The organism is Pseudomonas sp. R4-35-07 (genome assembly GCF_003852235.1).
In the GTDB taxonomy this organism is placed as follows: Bacteria; Pseudomonadota; Gammaproteobacteria; order Pseudomonadales; family Pseudomonadaceae; genus Aquipseudomonas.
This window is the reverse complement of sequence record NZ_CP027732.1, coordinates 489565-508789: the sequence shown is the minus strand read 5'-3', so window position 1 is coordinate 508789 and position 19225 is coordinate 489565. Positions and strand designations below refer to the sequence as shown.

The 19225-nt window shown below is 61.6% G+C and carries 14 protein-coding genes; 11 read left to right on the top strand and 3 right to left on the bottom strand.

Annotation, left to right across the window (positions count from 1 at the left end):
* Positions 1-5 precede the first annotated feature (5 nt).
* Positions 6-899 carry a LysR family transcriptional regulator gene (locus C4J89_RS02165; RefSeq protein ID WP_124413628.1) on the bottom strand — a complete coding sequence of 298 codons (894 nt, stop codon included), beginning with the start codon at positions 897-899 and terminating at the stop codon, positions 6-8.
* Positions 900-1022: 123 nt separating this feature from the next.
* On the opposite strand from C4J89_RS02165, the gene C4J89_RS02160 reads away from it, so the two are divergent.
* Positions 1023-2297: an MFS transporter gene (locus C4J89_RS02160; protein ID WP_124413627.1), complete on the top strand. Its 1275-nt coding sequence runs from the start codon at positions 1023-1025 to the stop codon at positions 2295-2297.
* A 35-nt stretch (positions 2298-2332) separates the two neighbouring features.
* Here C4J89_RS02160 and C4J89_RS02155 read toward each other — a convergent pair whose 3' ends face one another.
* Positions 2333-3709: an L-serine ammonia-lyase gene (locus C4J89_RS02155; protein ID WP_124413626.1), complete on the bottom strand. Its 1377-nt coding sequence runs from the start codon at positions 3707-3709 to the stop codon at positions 2333-2335.
* A gap of 416 nt (positions 3710-4125) precedes the next feature.
* Between C4J89_RS02155 and C4J89_RS02150 the strand changes: the two genes are divergently transcribed.
* The 3 genes from C4J89_RS02150 (at position 4126) to choV (ending at position 7163) form a co-directional block, all read left to right on the top strand.
* A complete protein-coding gene (locus C4J89_RS02150; protein WP_124365538.1) occupies positions 4126-5073 on the top strand; it encodes a choline ABC transporter substrate-binding protein in 948 nt (315 codons plus the stop codon).
* Between the two features lie 69 nt (positions 5074-5142).
* Positions 5143-5988 carry a choline ABC transporter permease subunit gene (gene choW / locus C4J89_RS02145; RefSeq protein WP_124413625.1) on the top strand — a complete coding sequence of 282 codons (846 nt, stop codon included), beginning with the start codon at positions 5143-5145 and terminating at the stop codon, positions 5986-5988.
* A complete protein-coding gene (gene choV / locus C4J89_RS02140; RefSeq protein WP_124413624.1) occupies positions 5985-7163 on the top strand; it encodes a choline ABC transporter ATP-binding protein in 1179 nt (392 codons plus the stop codon). Before choW ends, choV begins: the two co-directional genes overlap by 4 nt.
* 169 nt (positions 7164-7332) lie before the next feature.
* Here the strand turns inward: choV and C4J89_RS02135 are convergent, their stop codons facing one another.
* Complete coding sequence (locus tag C4J89_RS02135) at positions 7333-9267, bottom strand: BCCT family transporter (RefSeq protein WP_256681804.1); 1935 nt, start codon at positions 9265-9267, stop codon at positions 7333-7335.
* Positions 9268-9645: 378 nt separating this feature from the next.
* Here C4J89_RS02135 and betI point away from each other — a divergent pair, with 378 nt between their 5' ends.
* From betI to mdtD, 7 genes are all read left to right on the top strand, one after another.
* Positions 9646-10239, top strand: coding sequence for a transcriptional regulator BetI (gene betI / locus C4J89_RS02130; RefSeq protein WP_124360922.1), 594 nt, complete (start codon positions 9646-9648; stop codon positions 10237-10239).
* 112 nt (positions 10240-10351) lie between these two features.
* Positions 10352-11824: a betaine-aldehyde dehydrogenase gene (gene betB / locus C4J89_RS02125; RefSeq protein WP_124413622.1), complete on the top strand. Its 1473-nt coding sequence runs from the start codon at positions 10352-10354 to the stop codon at positions 11822-11824.
* 160 nt (positions 11825-11984) lie between these two features.
* The gene (gene betA / locus C4J89_RS02120; RefSeq protein WP_124413621.1) at positions 11985-13691 is read left to right on the top strand and encodes a choline dehydrogenase; all 1707 of its coding nucleotides are present in this window, start codon (positions 11985-11987) and stop codon (positions 13689-13691) included.
* A gap of 208 nt (positions 13692-13899) precedes the next feature.
* Positions 13900-15342 carry a TldD/PmbA family protein gene (locus C4J89_RS02115; RefSeq protein ID WP_124413620.1) on the top strand — a complete coding sequence of 481 codons (1443 nt, stop codon included), beginning with the start codon at positions 13900-13902 and terminating at the stop codon, positions 15340-15342.
* Positions 15342-16658 carry a TldD/PmbA family protein gene (locus tag C4J89_RS02110; protein ID WP_124413619.1) on the top strand — a complete coding sequence of 439 codons (1317 nt, stop codon included), beginning with the start codon at positions 15342-15344 and terminating at the stop codon, positions 16656-16658. The genes C4J89_RS02115 and C4J89_RS02110 overlap by 1 nt, the downstream gene beginning before the upstream one ends.
* Before the next feature lie 182 nt (positions 16659-16840).
* Positions 16841-17731, top strand: coding sequence for an alpha/beta fold hydrolase (locus tag C4J89_RS02105; protein WP_124413618.1), 891 nt, complete (start codon positions 16841-16843; stop codon positions 17729-17731).
* Between the two features lie 35 nt (positions 17732-17766).
* Positions 17767-19194: a multidrug transporter subunit MdtD gene (gene mdtD / locus C4J89_RS02100; RefSeq protein WP_124413617.1), complete on the top strand. Its 1428-nt coding sequence runs from the start codon at positions 17767-17769 to the stop codon at positions 19192-19194.
* Positions 19195-19225: the final 31 nt, after the last annotated feature.

Here is a 19225-nt window from a genome sequence, read left to right as displayed (position 1 = left end):
CCGGCCTACACCATTGCCTTACGCGTCAACAACTCCACAAACGCCTGCGCCATCGGCGTCTGCGCGCCCTTGCGCTGCACCAGCCACACCGCCGTCACCGCCTCCGGGTCCAGCAAGGTGCGGTACACCACGCCATCAATGCGGATACGCTGGTAAGACGCGGGCAGCACCGACACCCCCAAGCCCGCCGCCACCAGGCCAATGATGGTCATCGCCTCGCCTGCTTCCTGGGCAAAGTGCGGGCTGAACCCGGCGTCGCGGGCCAGATTGAGTAATTGTGCGTAGAGACCACTGCCATAACTGCGCGGGAAAAATACAAAGGGTTCGTCAGCCAATTGCGCCAGGTGCAAACCGCCCGCGCTGCCCTGGGCCAACGGGTGCCCGGCGCTCAATACCGCCACCAACGGCTCGCGCATCAGTTCGATCACACTGAGCGAGTCCGGCAACGGCAACGGTCGCATGAGCCCGACCTGGATCGACTCATCCAGCAACGATTCGGCCACCTGGGTGCTGCTCATTTCTTGCAGGCTCAAATGCACCGCCGCAAAAGCCTGGCGAAACGCAAAGATCGCCTGCGGGATGCTGGCGTTGAACGGCGCCGACGACGTGAAGCCGATTTTCAGCTCTCCAAGCTCTCCCAGCTGCGCCCGTCGCGCGACGTCTGCCGCTTTATCGACCTGCGCCAGCACCAGGCGCGCCTCGTGCAGAAACAGTCGCCCTGCTTCGCTCAGCTCGACCCGACGATTGGTGCGCTCAAATAAGCGCGCGCCCACGTCTTGCTCCAACGCCTGAATTTGTTGGCTCAACGGCGGTTGCGAGATGCCCAGCACTTGCGCGGCGCGGCCAAAATGCAGCTCCTCGGCGACGGCGATGAAGTACCGCAGGTGACGTAATTCCATGCAAACCTCATTAGGTCGCTAAAGCTATCAAACGGGTCGAACAATATATTGGAAAGAATCATTAGCCAGCTATATTCTTTTTCGTATTGCCGGCCGTGGCAGTCTTTCCTCCCCGAGGTCACCGTGAAATCTGCTGTTGCTGCACACGCTCAAGAAGCCCCGCACACTGCCCTGGATGAGGTCGTCGCGCAGCTCAACGACGAGTACATCGAAAAAGGCACGCCGATGTTCATGCGCACGGTGTTGGCGCTGTTCTCCGGCGGCTTTGCCACGTTTGCCCTGTTGTACTGCGTGCAGCCGATGATGCCGGCGCTGTCCCACGAGTTTTCCATCAATGCCGCACAAAGCAGCCTGATCCTGTCGGTCGCCACCGCGATGCTAGCTTTCGGCCTGCTGATTACCGGGCCGGTTTCCGACAGGCTGGGGCGCAAGCCGGTGATGGTCGCCGCGCTGTTCTGCGCAGCGCTGGCCACCATTGCCAGCGGCTTGATGCCGAGCTGGGAAGGCATCCTGCTAATGCGGGCGCTGGTGGGCTTGTCCCTGAGCGGCCTGGCCGCCGTGGCCATGACCTACCTGAGCGAAGAGATCCACCCGCAGCACATCGGCCTGGCCATGGGCCTGTACATCGGCGGCAATGCGATTGGCGGCATGAGCGGGCGCTTGATCATCGGCGTGCTGATCGACTTTGTCAGTTGGCACTCCGCAATGCTGATCATCGGCGCCCTGGCGCTGATCGCCGCGACGGTGTTCTGGAAAATCCTCCCCGAATCGCGCAACTTCCGCGCCAGCAGCCTCAAGCCGCGCAACCTGCTGGACGGTTTTGTCATGCACTTCAAGGACGCGGGCCTGCCGTGGTTGTTCCTTGAAGCGTTTCTGCTGATGGGCGCGTTTGTCACGCTGTTCAACTACATCGGCTATCGTCTGCTGGCCGATCCGTATGACCTGAGCCAAGCCGTGGTCGGCCTGCTGTCGCTGGTGTATCTGTCGGGCATCTACAGCTCGGCAAAGATCGGCTCGCTCGCCGACCGCCTGGGCCGCCGCCGCGTGCTGTGGGGCACCATTGTGCTGATGCTCGCCGGCATGGCCCTGACACTCTTCACCCCGCTATGGCTGGTGGTGCCAGGCATGTTGATCTTTACCTTCGGCTTCTTCGGCGCCCACTCGGTGGCCAGCAGCTGGATCGGCCGTCGTGCGGTGAAGGCGAAGGGACAGGCATCGTCGCTGTATCTGTTCTGCTATTACGCAGGTTCAAGTATTGCCGGCACAGCGGGCGGATTCTTCTGGCACTTTGCCGGATGGAACGGGATAGGCGCATTTATCCTGGCGTTGCTGATCGGCGCGTTGCTGGTGGCGTTGAGGTTGGCGAAGTTGGCGCCGCTGGGCCATGTGAAGACCTGAGATCACCTGCATCTGCCGATGCAGGTGACCCGGTCTCAGCACTCAACCGCACTCACCGCCAACCCGCCCCGCGAGGTCTCTTTGTACTTGTCATGCATATCCGCACCGGTATCGCGCATGGTGCGGATCACCCGGTCCAGGGAGATAAAATGCTGCCCATCGCCACGCAAGGCCATTTGCGCAGCGTTGATCGCCTTGACCGCCGCAATCGCATTGCGCTCGATACACGGCACTTGCACCAAGCCGCCCACCGGGTCGCAGGTCAGGCCCAGGTTATGTTCCAGGCCGATTTCTGCGGCGTTGCACAGTTGCTCGGGGGTGGCGCCGAGAATTTCGGCCAGGCCCGCTGCGGCCATGGCGCAGGCGGAACCGACTTCGCCCTGGCAACCGACTTCGGCGCCGGAGATCGAGGCGTTCTTTTTGCACAGAATGCCCACCGCCGCCGCGCCGAGCAGGTAGTCGACCACGTTGGCCTCGGTCACCTCTTCACTGAACTTCATGAAGTAATGCAGCACTGCCGGAATGATCCCCGCTGCACCATTGGTGGGCGCCGTCACCATGCGCCCACCGGCGGCGTTTTCTTCATTGACCGCCAGGGCGAACAGGTTCACCCACTCCATGGCGCTCAAGGTCGAGCCGATCACATTGGGCTTGTTCAACTCCTGCAGGCTGCGGTGCAACTTGGCGGCGCGACGGCGCACGTTCAAGCCGCCAGGCAGGATGCCTTCATGCTTGAGACCTTCCTCCACGCACGCTTGCATGGCACGCCACAAGGTCATCAGGCCACTGCGGATTTCTTCTTCGGAGCGCCAGACCTTTTCATTGGCCAGCATCAGCTCGGCGACGCGCAGGTTGTGGGTTTTGCACAGCTGCAACAGCTCTGCGGCGCTGGAAAAGTCATACGGCAGCTCGGTGCGGTCCATGTCCGCCACGCCGCTCTGGGCCTGGGCTTCATCCACCACAAAGCCGCCGCCCACTGAGTAGTAGGTGTCGCGGTGCAACTCGCCGTCGGCATCGAACACCACCAGGGTCATGGCGTTGGGATGGAACGGCAGGTTTTCGTCGAGCAGACGCATGTCCCGTGACCATATGAACGGCACCTGCAAGCGACCGTCGAGCAACAGGGTGTCGGTTTCGCGCAGCGTGTGGATGCGCACGCCAATCTGGGACGGGTCGATTGCGTCCGGCCACTCGCCCATCAGCCCCATAATGGTGGCGGTGTCGCTGCCATGGCCGATGCCGGTGGCCGACAAGGAACCGTAGAGTTGCACTTCGACACGCCGAACCTGTTCCAACAGGCCACGTTCGCGTAACGTTTGAACGAACAACGCCGCAGCGCGCATGGGGCCGACGGTGTGAGAGCTGGAGGGCCCGATGCCGATCTTGAACAAGTCGAAAACGCTGATAGCCATTAACCTGAAACTCCTCGATAAGCGCGGCCAGGCTTGAACGAGGTGCTACGCTCAGATCGCCCAGATGGCGGCATCATCCAGCTTTTATCCGCCGTCACGGCGTCTCACACCGACGCACCCATGCTCACCAGCGTCGCTAACGTGCGATCGCCTGTTTTGGCCGTTTTTAACGGTGCAGATGAGTAAAAACTGCAGTTTCACTGTGGTAAAAATCTGTAAGCGACGTCACCGACACTGGATGCGACCCTCCCTGTACTGGATACGACGCCCCCTGTAGGCGTCAGATTTTCACTGGTACATGATCAGTCTCGACTCGTTTGCAAGGCACCGTGCCAGAGCTGTCCGACGCATACTCCAATAGCAGCACCTATAAAGCGCGGCGAATGCCGCCAGAAAAAACACAGGAGTCTACCCCGATGAAAGGTTCACCCTCGTTGTTGTTGGCCGCCATGCTGAGTCTGCCGGTCATGGCGCACGCCGCAGAACCGGAACAATGCAAGACCGTCAACTTCTCCGATGTCGGCTGGACCGACATCACCGTCACCACCGCGACCACCAGCGAAATCCTCAAGGGCCTGGGCTACAAGCCGCGCACCACGATGATTTCGGTACCCGTGACCTACAAGTCCCTGGCTGACGGCAAGAACATGGACATCTTCCTCGGCAACTGGATGCCGACCATGGAAAACGACATCAAGCAGTACCGCGATGCCGGCACCGTGGAAACCGTACGCGCCAACCTGGAAAACGCCAAGTACACCCTGGCGGTGCCCGAAGCGCTGTATGACAAGGGCCTGAAAGACTTCGCCGATATCGCCAAATTCAAGGATGAGCTGGGCGGCAAGATTTACGGCATCGAGCCGGGTAACGACGGCAACCGCACCATCCAGACGCTGATCGACAAGGATGCCTTCGGCCTCAAGAAAGCCGGTTTCAAAGTGGTCGAGTCCAGCGAAGCGGGGATGCTCTCCCAGGTTGAACGCGCCACCAAGCGCGGCCAGGCCATCGTGTTCCTCGGCTGGGAACCGCACCCGATGAACACCCGTTTCAAGATGAAGTACCTGACCGGGGGTGACGATTCGTTCGGCCCCAACTACGGCCAGGCCACCATCTACACCAACACCCGCAAGGGCTACACCCAGGAATGCAGCAACGTGGGCCAGTTGCTGAAAAACCTGCAGTTCACGCTGAACATGGAAAGCACCCTGATGGGCAACGTCCTGGACGACAAAATGAAGCCCGATGCTGCCGCCAAGGCCTGGCTGCAGAAGAACCCGCAAATCCTCGACACCTGGCTGGCCGGTGTCACCACCGTTGATGGCCAACCGGGTCTCGATGCCGTTAAAGCTTACCTCGCCAAATAGCACCCGCTGACCCCGGGGCGGTGCGCTGCCCCGGGATGTTTCCCTCTTCGCATGTGGACATTCACTACCATGCTGACTGAACAGAAAATCCCACTAGGCCAGTACATCGCTGCCTTCGTCGAATGGTTGACCCAACACGGCGCCAACTACTTCGACGCGATCGCATCGACACTGGAAACGATGATCCACGGCGTGACGTTTGCGCTGACCTGGTTCAATCCGCTGGCATTGATCGGTCTGATTGCGCTGCTGGCTCACTTTATCCAACGTAAATGGGGCCTGACCATCTTTGTCATCGCCTCCTTCCTGCTGATCCTCAACCTGGGGTACTGGCAGGAAACCATGGAAACCCTCGCGCAGGTGCTGTTCGCCACTCTGGTCTGCGTGGTCATCGGCGTGCCGCTGGGCATTGTTGCCGCGCACAAGCCGATGTTCTACACCATGATGCGGCCAGTACTCGATCTGATGCAGACCGTACCGACCTTCGTCTACCTCATCCCTACCCTGACCCTCTTCGGGCTGGGTGTGGTGCCCGGCTTGATTTCCACGGTAGTGTTCGCGATTGCCGCGCCGATCCGCCTGACCTACCTGGGCATTCGCGATGTACCGCAAGAGTTGATGGACGCCGGCAAGGCGTTCGGCTGCTCACGCCGTCAGTTGCTCTCACGCATTGAACTGCCCCATGCGATGCCGAGCATTGCCGCCGGCATTACCCAATGCATCATGCTGTCGTTGTCGATGGTGGTGATCGCGGCGCTCGTCGGCGCCGATGGCCTCGGCAAACCGGTGGTCAACGCACTCAACACTGCTGACATCGCCCTGGGCTTCGAAGCCGGGCTGGCCATTGTGTTGCTGGCCATCATGCTCGACCGTATCTGCAAACAACCCGATGCTAAAGTAGGGGGTGATGCATGAGCATTATCCGATTCGACAAAGTCGACGTGATCTTTTCCAAAGACCCACGCGAAGCGCTCAAGCTGCTGGACCAGGGCATGAGCCGTAACGAAATCCTGAAGAAAACCGGGCAGATTGTCGGCGTTGAAAAGGCCAGCCTGGATGTGGAAAAAGGCGAGATCTGCGTGCTGATGGGCCTGTCGGGCTCCGGCAAATCCAGCTTGCTGCGCTGCATCAACGGCCTCAACACGGTCAGCCGTGGACAGCTGTTCGTAGAACATGAAGGTCGCCAGATCGACATCGCGTCCTGCACCCCCGCCGAGCTGAAAATGATGCGCACCAAACGCATCGCCATGGTGTTCCAGAAGTTCGCCCTGATGCCCTGGCTGACGGTGCGCGAGAACATCAGCTTCGGCCTGGAAATGCAGGGCCGTCCGGAGAAGGAACGGCGCACCCTGGTCGATGAAAAACTCGAGCTGGTGGGCCTGAGCCAATGGCGCAACAAGAAGCCCGACGAGCTGTCCGGCGGCATGCAACAGCGTGTGGGCCTGGCCCGTGCGTTGGCGATGGACGCCGATATCCTGCTGATGGACGAACCCTTCTCCGCCCTCGACCCGCTGATCCGCCAGGGCTTGCAGGATGAGCTGCTGGAGCTGCAACGCAAGCTGAGCAAGACCATCGTGTTCGTCAGCCACGACCTTGATGAAGCCCTCAAGCTGGGCAGCCGCATCGCGATCATGAAAGACGGCAAGATCATCCAGTACAGCGTGCCGGAAGAAATCGTGCTGAACCCGGCGGACGACTATGTGCGCACCTTCGTCGCCCACACTAACCCACTGAACGTACTGTGCGGCCGCAGCCTGATGCGCACGCTGGATAACTGCACGCGGGTGAACGGTTCGGTATGCCTGGACCCAGGCGGCGATTCCTGGCTGGACCTGGCCGAAGGCAACACCATCCAGGGCGCACGCCAGAATGGCGTGGTGATGAACCTGCAGAACTGGGCGCCGGGGCAAGCGGTAGAAGGCCTGGGCCGGGTGCCGACGTTGGTGGATTCCAATATCGGCATGCGTGATGCGCTGCAGATTCGCTATCAGACGGGAAACAAGCTGGTGTTGCATGACAACAACAAAGTGGTGGGGATCCTGGGCGACAGCGAGCTGTATCACGCCCTCCTGGGCAAAAACCTGGGCTGACCAACACCGCAAAACAACTGAAGGAACCGGGCCAATGTGGGAGGGGGCTTGCTCCCGATAGCGGTGTATCAGCATCAAATGTGCTGACTGACACACCGCAATCGGGGGCAAGCCCCCTCCCACATTTTTGACCCAGTAGTGTCATTGAGGACACCACCAGGTTCCACTATCAGCTATAGACCCGGCCAAGGAGCTGGCGATGGCTTTCGAACTGATCGAGCACGTCACGGGTGATCTGCTCCTGGGTGAAGCCCATCAGGTCGTATTCCTGCGGCCCGTTGTGCAGGTACACCTCGGCGCGGTAGTAGCGGGTGCGTTCTTCTTCGGGCAGGTCAGTGGGCGCCGAGGAATAAGCATCCAGGCTGACTTCGTAGACGAACGGGTTGCCCTCTTCCATCTCGATCCGCACACCGATGCAGCGTTTGGATTTGCCCAGCAAGGTCTGCACTTCCAATCCCTGCTCGCGCAACGCTGTGGCGGCTTCTTCCAATGCCGGCGTGACGTGCTTGTCCATAAAGCGTTGCACGGTGCCCTGGCTCGGTTGCAGGTCGAGCGCGGTCAGGCGCTCGCTGAACCCCCGGCGCCCGCGTTCAGCCAACTGCGCCTGCTCCTGTTCGATGGCCACATCCTGGCGCATGGCCTTGTGCAAACCGAACATGAACAGAATCAGCACCACCGAGAACGGCAACCCCGCCAGCACCACCATGGTTTGCATGGCTTCGAAGTTGCCGGCGAACAGCAGGCCGATGGTCACCAGGGTGATCACCGCCGACCAGAAGATCCGCAGCCAGTGCGGCGCATCTTCATCCACGTTGCCGCCTTTGCACGACAGGTTGGCCATCATCACCGCGCCGGAATCGGCAGGCGTCAAGAACAGCACGAAGCCCACGAAGATCGACACACCGATGACGATTTTCGACGCTGGGTAATGCTCAAGCAGCTGGTAGATGGCCATGGACGGCTGTTCCAGCGCGGTCTTGCCCAGCTCCACCGCGCCATGGTTCAGCACCAGGTCCAACGCCGAGTTACCGAAGATCGACAACCACGCCAGGGTGAAGCCCAGCGGGATCAGCAGCACGCCGGCGACCAGTTCGCGCACGGTGCGGCCACGGGAAATGCGCGCAATGAACATGCCCACGAATGGTGCCCAGGAAATCCACCAGGCCCAGTAGAACAGGGTCCACAGGCCCATCCAGCGCTCGGTCTTGTCGGCGTCGCCTTCGTACACATAGAGGTCGAAGGTTTTCAGAATGATGCCGTTGAGGTAGTCACCGGTGTTTTGCACCAGGCCGTTGAGCAGGTGCAGGGAGGGGCCGAACAGCAGCACGAAGATCAGCAAACCGCTGAACAACACGATGTTGAGGTTGGACAGGCGGCGGATGCCATTCTCCACACCCGACACCGCAGCGATAGTCGCCACCGTGCTCATTACGATGATCACGATCAGCAGGTTGGTGTTGCTGTGCGCCATGCCGAACAGGTTTTCCAACCCGGACGACACCTGCATCGAACCGATCCCCAGGTTGGTCACCAGGCCGAGCAGGGTCACGAACATGCCGAAACCGTCCACCGCATGGCCGGCCGCGCCCTTCACCCAACGCTCGCCCACCAGCGGGTACAGCGCCGAACGCAGGGCCAGCGGCTGGTTGTGGCGGTACGCGAAGTACGCCACGGCCAGGCCGACCAGCGCGTAGATCGCCCAGCCATGCAGGCCCCAGTGCAGGAAGGTCAGTTGCAGCGCCTGACGTGCCGCGCCATTGCTGGCGGCCGTGCCTTCGGGCGGGTTGAAGTAGTGGTCCAGGGGCTCGGAGGCGCCGAAGTACAGCAGCGAAATGCCGATGCCCGACGAAAACAGCATGCCGGCCCAGGCGCCGTAGCTGAAGTCCGGGGTGTCGTCCTTGCTGCCCAGTTTCAACTTGCCGTAGGACGAAAACGCCAGGCCGACCACGAACACCAGGTAGGCGGCGATGACCACCATGTAGTACCAGCCGAAGCTTTTCGACAGCCAGGCCTGGGCGACGCCAAGCATGCGCCCGGCCTCCTGCGGGGCGATGATCAGGATGGCGGTCAACAACAGAATCAGCGCGGTCGAGGTGTAGAACACCCAACCGTTGACCCGGACCTTTTCCGGCGGGGTCTTTATAAGAGAGGCAGAACTCATGGCGCAGATGCTCCGGGCAGTGCGAGAGAGAAACACAAGGCAACGGTTATCCCGGGACATCGATTTTTCGGCAGTCGACGGACGGGTGTTATAAAGACACCTCAAAATTCCCTGGCCCCTGCCGCAGCGGTAAATGGGGCGTTCCAAGGGTTTTCCAGGTGTCAGACGTCGCTGTCCGAAAGTAGGAAATACCTGTCAGCAGCGACGATTTGTCGCAGAGCTTATTCTTTGTTGATTGAACGTTCAATCAAAACAAAATAGACTGGCCCTCAAGCCGATGGACGTGGATCGCCTGTCGGCAGGCCAAAGGAGAGGTGCTACATGCCCAAGGTCGGTATGCAACCCATACGCCGCCAGCAGTTGATCGAAGCCACTTTGACGGCCATCGATCAGGTTGGGATGGGAGATGCCAGCATTGCGCTGATCGCCCGTCTGGCGGGTGTCTCGAATGGCATCATCAGTCACTATTTTCAGGACAAGAACGGCCTGATCGCAGCGACGATGCGTTACCTGATGAACGCGCTGATCGAGAACGTCCAGGAACGCCGACGTGCCCTGAACGATGACAGCCCACGGGCGCATCTGCGGGTGATCATCGAAGGCAACTTCGACGCCAGCCAGGTCAACGGCCCGGCAATGAAAACCTGGTTGGCCTTCTGGGCCACCAGCATGCATCACCCGTCTTTGCACAGGTTGCAGCGGATCAACGATCACCGCCTGTATTCCAACCTGTGCTGCCAGTTCCGCCGTGCGATGCCGTTACCCGAGGCTCGCAGCGCAGCTCGAGGCCTGGCGGCCCTGATCGACGGTTTGTGGTTGCGCGGCGCCTTGTCGGGAGACGCTTTCGACACGGAGCAGGCGCAACGGATCGCTTACGACTACATGGATTTCCAATTGGCCAAGCAGGTGAGTTAGAGCCCTTATAAACGCTCAACCCCTGAACGTCCGCCGCGCAGTATTGCCACATCCACATGGCCCACTGTTTTCGGCGGGTAACGCCAACCACTTATGCACTTGCGAGGACTTTATGGCCCGTTTCGACCTGCAAAAACTCTACATTGACGGCGGCTACAGCGACGCTGGCAGCGATGCCACCTTCGAAGCCATCAACCCGGCTAACGGTGAAGTTCTCGCCCAAGTGCAACGCGCCACCCAGGAAGACGTCGAGCGTGCCGTGGTCAGCGCTGAAAAAGGCCAGAAGATCTGGGCCGCCATGACCGCCATGGAGCGTTCGCGCATCCTGCGCCGCGCCGTCGACATCCTGCGCGAGCGCAACGATGAGCTGGCCGCCCTGGAAACCCTGGACACCGGCAAAGCCTTCTCCGAAACCAAATACGTGGACATCGTCACCGGCGCCGACGTGCTGGAATACTACGCGGGCCTGGTGCCAGCCATCGAAGGCGAGCAGATTCCGCTGCGCGACACGTCCTTCGTCTACACCCGCCGCGAGCCGCTGGGCGTGGTTGCTGGTATCGGCGCGTGGAACTACCCGATCCAGATCGCCCTGTGGAAATCCGCACCGGCCCTGGCCGCCGGCAACGCGATGATCTTCAAGCCGAGCGAAGTCACCTCGCTGACCACCCTGAAACTGGCCGAGATCTACACCGAGGCGGGTGTTCCCGCCGGCGTATTCAACGTATTGACCGGCAGCGGCCGTGAAGTCGGCACTTGGCTGACCGAACACCCACGCATCGAGAAAGTCTCGTTCACCGGCGGCACCGACACTGGCAAGAAAGTCATGGCCAGCGCGTCGAGCTCGTCGCTCAAGGAAGTGACCATGGAACTGGGCGGCAAGTCGCCACTGATCGTGTTCGAAGACGCCGACCTGGACCGTGCCGCCGACATCGCGATGATGGCCAACTTCTACAGCTCCGGCCAGGTCTGCACCAACGGCACCCGCGTGTTCGTGCCCAAGCACCTGCAAGCGGCGTTCGAAGCCAAGATTCTTGAACGTGTTGCGCGCATCCGTGTGGGCGACCCGCAAGATGACAATACTAACTTCGGCCCGCTGGTCAGCTTTGCGCACATGGAAAGCGTGCTGGGCTACATCGCCAAAGGCAAAGAGCAAGGCGCACGCCTGCTGTGCGGCGGCGACCGCATGACCGACGGCGACTTGGCCAAGGGCGCCTTCGTCGCACCGACCGTGTTCACCGACTGCACCGATGACATGGTGATCGTGCGTGAAGAGATCTTCGGCCCGGTGATGAGCATCCTCACCTATGAAACCGAAGAAGAAGTGATCCGCCGCGCCAACGACACCGACTTCGGTCTGGCTGCCGGCCTGGTGACCAAAGACCTGAACCGCGCGCACCGTGTGATTCACCAACTGGAAGCGGGTATCTGCTGGATCAACGCCTGGGGCGAGTCCGACGCGAAGATGCCGGTCGGTGGCTACAAGCAATCCGGTGTGGGCCGTGAAAACGGGATCAGCTCGCTGAATAACTTCACGCGCATCAAATCGGTACAGGTTGAGCTGGGCGATTACGCCTCGGTGTTCTAAGAACCGAGCCTTGTAGTGCCTTTGAGGCCGCTATCGGGGGCAAGCCCCCTCCCACACTGACTGTGTTCACAGGTTCAGATGTGTAAATACAGTCAAATGTGGGAGGGGGCTTGCCCCCGATGAGGCCCGACCTGACCACACTTCAAAGAGGGTGCATTCAATGTCCCAAGAATACGACTACATCATTGTGGGTGCCGGCTCTGCCGGTAACACCCTGGCGACCCGTCTGACCGAAGACGAAGGCGTCACCGTCCTGTTGCTGGAAGCCGGTGGCCCGGACTACCGCCTCGACTTCCGTACCCAGATGCCCGCCGCCCTGGCGTTCCCGCTGCAAGGCCGTCGCTACAACTGGGCCTACGAGACCGACCCAGAGCCACACATGGACGGGCGCCGGATGGAATGCGGTCGTGGCAAGGGCCTGGGTGGCTCTTCCCTGATCAACGGCATGTGCTACATCCGTGGCAACGCCATGGACTACGACAACTGGGCGAAATTGCCGGGCCTGGAAGACTGGACCTACCTGGACTGCCTGCCGTATTTCCGCAAAGCCGAAACCCGCGACATCGGCCCCAACGACTACCACGGTGGCGAAGGCCCGGTCTGCGTGACCACGCCCAAAGCCGGCAACAATCCGCTGTTCCACGCCATGGTTGAAGCCGGCGTGCAGGCCGGTTACCCGCGTACCGAAGACTTGAACGGTTACCAGCAAGAAGGCTTCGGCCCGATGGACCGCACCGTCACGCCGAACGGCCGTCGCGCCAGCACCGCACGCGGTTACCTGGACGTCGCCAAGAAGCGTTCGACCCTGACCATCGTCACCCACGCCCTCACCGACAAAGTGTTGTTCGAAGGCAAGCGTGCGGTCGGCGTGCGTTACCTGATCGGCGCCGCTGAAGAGCGTGTTGAAGCCCGTGCGCGTAAAGAAGTGCTGGTCTGCAGCGGCGCAATCGCTTCGCCGCAGTTGCTGCAACGCTCCGGCGTCGGCCCGGCCAAACTGCTGGAAAGCCTCGACATCCCGGTGGTCCACGACCTGCCAGGCGTCGGCGAAAACCTGCAGGACCACCTTGAGCTGTACCTGCAATATGCGTGCACTCAGCCGGTGTCGCTGTATCCCTCGCTGCTTTGGTACAACCAGCCGGCCATCGGTGCCGAGTGGCTGTTCAACGGCACGGGCATTGGCGCCAGCAACCAGTTCGAAGCCGGCGGTTTTATCCGTTCGCGTCCGGAATTCGAATGGCCGAACATCCAGTATCACTTCCTGCCGGTCGCGATTAACTACAACGGCAGCAACGGGGTGAAAGAGCACGGTTTCCAGGCACACATGGGCTCCATGCGTTCGCCAAGCCGTGGCCGTGTGCAGTTGAAGTCGAAGAACCCACGGGACTACCCGAGCATCCTCTTCAACTACATGGCCACCGAGCAGGACTGGCAGGAATTTCGCGACGGCATCCGCCTGACCCGGGAAATCATGCAGCAGCCGGCACTGGACCCATACCGTGGCCGCGAAATCAGCCCGGGTATCGAGGTGCAAACCGATGAACAGCTCGACCAGTTCATCCGCGAGCACGCCGAGACCGCGTTCCACCCGTCCTGCTCGTGCAAGATGGGCACCGACGAGATGGCGGTGGTCGATGGCGAAGGCCGGGTGCATGGCATGCAGGGCCTGCGTGTGGTGGATGCGTCGATCATGCCGATCATCACCACCGGCAACCTGAACGCTCCGACGATCATGATCGCCGAGAAAATCGCCGACAAGATCCGCGGCCGCCAGCCGCTGCCGCGCAGCACCGCCGACTACTACGTGGCGGGTGACGCGCCGGTGCGTGGCAAGCCGCTGCGTGAAGTGGGGCCGCTGCGCAATAACTGATACACCGCCAACCGATCGTTCCCACGCTCCGCGTGGGAATGCCGCCCTGGACGCTCTGCGTCTGCTCTTGAGGTCGTGACGCGGAGCGTCACAGGATGCATTCCCACGCGGAGCGTGGGAACGATCACCTCCCCCTCCTTGATCAGCCCCCAGCCCCGGCCTACTCTGTTGGCCTGCCCCGCGCTGAGCTGCCCACAAGGAAGGCCCCATGTTCGAACACCACGCCACGCTCAAACAACACTTCAGTGCCCTGCGCACCACCGCCCAATTCTTCTCCCTGCGCTATGTGCGCGAATCCGGCCGGTACCTGTCGGTGCGCAAGAACGTCGCCGAACCGCCACACCTGAGCCATGACGAAGGTGCCATGCTCACCGTGCGCCTCAACGGCGTCGAAGCCTACGCCGCGACCAATGATCTGTCCCTGGCCGGCCTGCAAGCCGCCCTCGAACGTGCCGAGCAGCAGGCCCGGCGGATCAAGCCCCACGCGCTGCTCGACCTGCGCGAGCAAGCGGTGTCGAGTGACGTTGCCGACTACCTGTCCCCCGACTTCGACCAGCCCTTCCCGTCCCTGAGCGACTGCTACCAACTGCTCGGCGATGAGTCGGCCGCCGTGCCCAGGGACGAGCGCCTGGTGAGCTGGGACGTCAGCCTCGGCCAGACCACGGTCGAACAGATCTACCTCAACACCGCTGGCGCGCAATTGCGCCAGGCCCAGCGCTTTGTGTTTCCCGGCGTCAACGTCACCGCCTTCGATGGCAACGACAGCCAGACCCGCACCCTTGGCGGCAGCAACTTCGGCCAGCAAGGCGGGTTTGACGTGATCAGCCGCTTCGGCCTGATCGGCGCCGCGCCGCGTGTGGCCGATGAGGCCCTGCAACTGCTGCTGGCACCGAACACGCCCCAGGGTCCGCGTGACTTGTTGCTGATGCCCGACCAGATGATCCTGCAGATCCACGAGTCCATCGGCCACCCGCTGGAGCTGGACCGCATTCTGGGCGATGAGCGCAACTACGCCGGCACCAGCTTCGTGAAGGCCAGCGACTTCGGCCATCTGCAATACGGCTCCAACCTGCTCAACGTGACGTTCGACCCGGACATCCCCGAACAGCTCGCCAGCTACAGCCATGACGATGACGGCAGCCGCGCCAGCAAACAGTTCCTGATTCGCGAAGGGCTGCTGCTCAAGCCGTTGGGCGGCGCGTTGTCGCAATTTCGCGCGGGGCTGGGCGGTGTGGCCAACAGCCGTGCCAGCAGTTGGAACCGCCCGCCGATCGACCGCATGGCCAACCTCAATATCGAGGCGGGTGATCAGAGCCTGGCCCAGCTGATTGGCGGTATCGAACACGGCATCCTGATGTCGACCAATCGCTCCTGGTCCATCGACGACGCACGCAACAAATTCCAGTTCGGCTGCGAATGGGGCCAACTGATCGAAAACGGCGAACTCAAGGGCGTGGTCAAGAACCCCAACTACCGTGCCATTTCCGCGCAGTTCTGGCGCAAGCTCAGCGCGGTCGGCGATGCTAGCACCTTCAAGGTGCTGGGCACACCGAACTGCGGCAAAGGCGAACCCAACCAGGTGATCCGCGTCGGCCATGCTTCGCCGGCGTGTGTGTTCAGTAACGTCGACGTATTTGGGGGAGATGCCTGATGAACGACTTCAAGGCACTGGTGGACTGGCTCAAACAGGCCATCACCGAGCAGGAACAGTTTCACCTCGGCTTTGCCGCTGAAGCATCCGAGTTCGTGCGTTTCAACCACGCCCAGGTACGCCAGGCCGGCCAGGTGCAACAGGCCAGCCTCAACCTCAAGCTGATCAACGCCGGTCGCCATGCCGACCTCGGCATCACCCTGGCGGGTGATCCTCAGCTGGACCGCCAACGCCTCGCCACAGGCCTGCAACAGTTGCGCGAAACCTTGCCGTTGCTGCCGCCAGACCCCTACCTGCTGCTCAACCACAACGCCTGGCAAAGCCACAACGAACAACTGCGACCCTTGCCGGAACTGACCCAGGTGCTGCAAGACATCAGCCAGGCCGCCGAAGGCGTGGACCTGGTCGGTTTCTATGCCGCCGGCCCGATCAGCCGTGGCTTTGCCAGCTCCGACGGCGCGTTCGGCTGGCACCAGGCCAACAGCTTCAACTTCGACTTCAGCCTGTTCCACGCCAATGGCGAAGCGGTCAAGGCCAGTTACGCCGGGCACACCTGGGACAGTGCCGAGTTCGCCCGGCGCGTTCAACAGGCCCGCGACCAGCTTGAGTTCCTCGGCCGACCGTTGCACTCGCTGGCACCCGGACAGTACCGCGCCTACCTCGCTCCAGCGGCACTCGAAGAAATCATCAGCATCGTGACCTGGGGCGGTTTTTCGGCGCAGGCCATCGCCAGCAAAGGCAGTTCGCTGCAACGCCTGTATGCCGGGGAACAACACCTGAGCCCGCTGGTAACCGTAACCGAGCAGATCAGCGGTTCGCTGAGCCAGGCATTTTCCAGCGAAGGCTACCCGCGCAGTGACGTCACGTTGATCAACGCCGGCCAGGCCGACGGCCAATTGGTCAACTCGCGCAGCGCCGCCGAATATGGCCTGAGCGCCAATGGCGCCAGCAGCGACGAGTCCCCCAGCGCCTTGCAAATGGCTGCTGGCAACCTGGCCCAGGCCGATATCCTCAAGCAGTTGGGCACCGGGTTGTACATCAGCAACCTGTGGTACCTGAACTACTCCGATCTACCGGCGGCGCGCCTGACCGGCATGACCCGCTTCGCCACGTTCTGGGTGGAAGACGGCGAGATCAAGGCGCCGGTCAGCACCATGCGCTTTGACGACAGCGTGTTCAGCCTGCTGGGCTCGCAGTTGGAAGCGCTGACTGTTGATCGGGAACTGCTGCTGTCGGCCAGTACGTATGGCCAGCGCAACACCGCGTCCAACCTGCTGCCAGGCGCCCTGGTCAAACGTCTGACGCTAACCCTCTAAGCACCGCACATCCAATGTGGGAGGGGGCTTGCCCCCTCCCACATTGTCCTGTGTTGATTTCGGACACTTCGCTGAGCCCCTTCCTACCGTTCAATCCCATACTCCGGGCGGCCTGTTGTCGCCCGCAATAAACCCCGTTATAAAAGCTAATGGCATACCGCCACACGACAGGGAGTGTTGCGATGACCCAGGCAAGTTTTGTCATAGACAAGCTGTACAAGCATTACAACGTCCACGTAGAGCAACTGGGCAACGACCCACACAGAAAAACCGTGCTGATGGTCAATGGCGCGCTGTCCACCACGCGCTCCTTTGCCCGCACCAGCAAATGCCTGGCCGAGCATTTCAATGTGCTGCTGTTCGACCTGCCCTTCTCCGGCTATTCCCGCGAGCACAACACCGACCTCGACCTGGTCACCAAGGATGACGAAGTGCAGATCCTGCGGGCGCTGGTGCAGCGCTTTGCGGTCAACCATCTGGTCTCGGCCTCATGGGGTGGCATCTCCACGCTGCTGACCCTGGCCTATAATCCGCCCTCCATCGAAAGCTCGGTAGTGATGGCCCTGGCGCCCAACCTCAACCAGGCGATGCTTGAGTATGTGGAGCGCGTACGCGTGTTGATCGAGGCCGATGACAAATCCGCCGTCGGCCATCTGCTCAACGAGACGGTCGGGAAATACTTGTCGCCCCGCCTCAAGCGCAACAACCACCGCCATCTGGCGAACATGGCCACCACCGAGTATCGCCAGGCGCGCTTTCATATTCATCAGGTGCTGGCACTGGGCGACGGCAACTACCTGCCCGCGCTCAGGCAGATTGAAACGCCGGTGCACTTTCTCAACGGTACGCTGGACGAATACACCCCCGCCGCCGATGCACAACTGTTCGGCAGTTACGTGAGGCGCAGCAGTTTCGCCGTGGCCGAACACACCGGCCATTTGCTTGACCTGGAATCCCGCGAGGCGGCGCTGGCAGTGCATCGCGTCTTGCTGGATTTTTTGGTGGGCGAGCACGCTTCAATGTCGGACTTAGACGAACCGCCAGTGGGAAAAGCAGCGACGGATGGCGCATAATCGCCGACACATAGCCTGCTAACAAAAGGGATCCCATGCCGAATCGTGCCCCTCTCGACGCCAAGACCGCCCGCTGGTTACCCTGGGTGGTAGCGATTGCCTTCTTCATGCAGTCGCTGGACGGGACGATCCTCAATACGGCTTTGCCGGCCATGGCCCGGGACCTGGCGGAAAACCCGCTGCGCATGCAGGGCGTAGTCATTGCCTACATGCTCACCGTCGCCTTGCTGATTCCGGCATCCGGCTGGATCGCCGATCGCTTCGGTACCAAGAAAATCTTCTTTGGCGCCATTTTGCTATTCAGCATCGGATCATTGCTGTGCGCCCTGTCCAGCAGCTTGAGCATGCTGGTGGGTGCGCGGGTGATCCAGGGTTTGGGCGGGGCGCTGATGCTGCCGGTCGGGCGCCTGGTGGTGCTGCGCGCATATCCCCGTTCCGAGCTGGTGCGGATCATGGGTTTCATCACAATCCCCGGCCTGCTCGGCCCGTTGCTCGGCCCGACCCTGGGCGGCTGGATGGTGCAATACCTGACCTGGCACTGGATCTTCCTGATTAACCTGCCGGTGGGCATGATCGGCTGCTATGCCGTGTGGAAATTCATTCCAGACCTGCGCGGCAGCGAGCGCACGCGCTTCGATGGCCTGGGCTTTGTGCTGTTCGGCGCGGCGATGGTGCTGATCACCATCGCCATGGAAGGCCTGGGCGAACTGCACTTGCCGCACCTGCGGGTGATGCTGCTGCTGTTCGGTGGCCTGGCGTGCCTGGCGGCGTATTGGCTGCGCGCCGGGCATATCGATAACCCGCTGTTCTCCCCGGTGCTGTTCAAGACCCGCACCTTTGCCGTGGGCATCCTCGGCAACCTGTTCGCACGCCTGGGCAGCGGTGCCCTGCCGTTTCTGGTGCCCTTGCTGTTGCAGGTGGCGCTGGGCTATTCGCCGTCGGAAGCCGGCATGAGCATGCTGCCGCTCGCGGCGGCGGCGATGTTTGCCAAGTCCATCGCGAGGCCGTTGATCGAGCGCCTGGGTTATCGCGTGGTGCTCACCGGCAACACCCTGGCCCTGGGCGCGATGCTGGCGAGCATGGGCCTGGTCAGCGAACAGACGCCCTATCCCATGCTGCTGGGCATGCTCGCGGTGCTGGGCGCGATCAACTCCCTGCAATTCACCGCGATGAACACCGTGACGCTGATCGACCTCGACGACGCCCAGGCCAGCAGCGGCAACAGTTTGCTGTCGGTGGTGGCGCAACTGTCCCTGAGCCTGGGCGTGGCCTGCGCCGGTGCGCTGCTCGGCGGGTTTACCTTGGAGACCGGCAACGATGGGGTGAATACGGTACTGGGCGCGTTCCAGCTGACGTTCCTCACGGTGGGCATCATGGCCATGCTGGCGGCGGCGATCTTCCTGCAATTGTCGCCAAAAGACGGCAAACGCGTGGTCAGCCGCGAGCATGACCTGGAGCATTGACCGGCGTCTCGTCTAGAACTTGCGGGGAAAT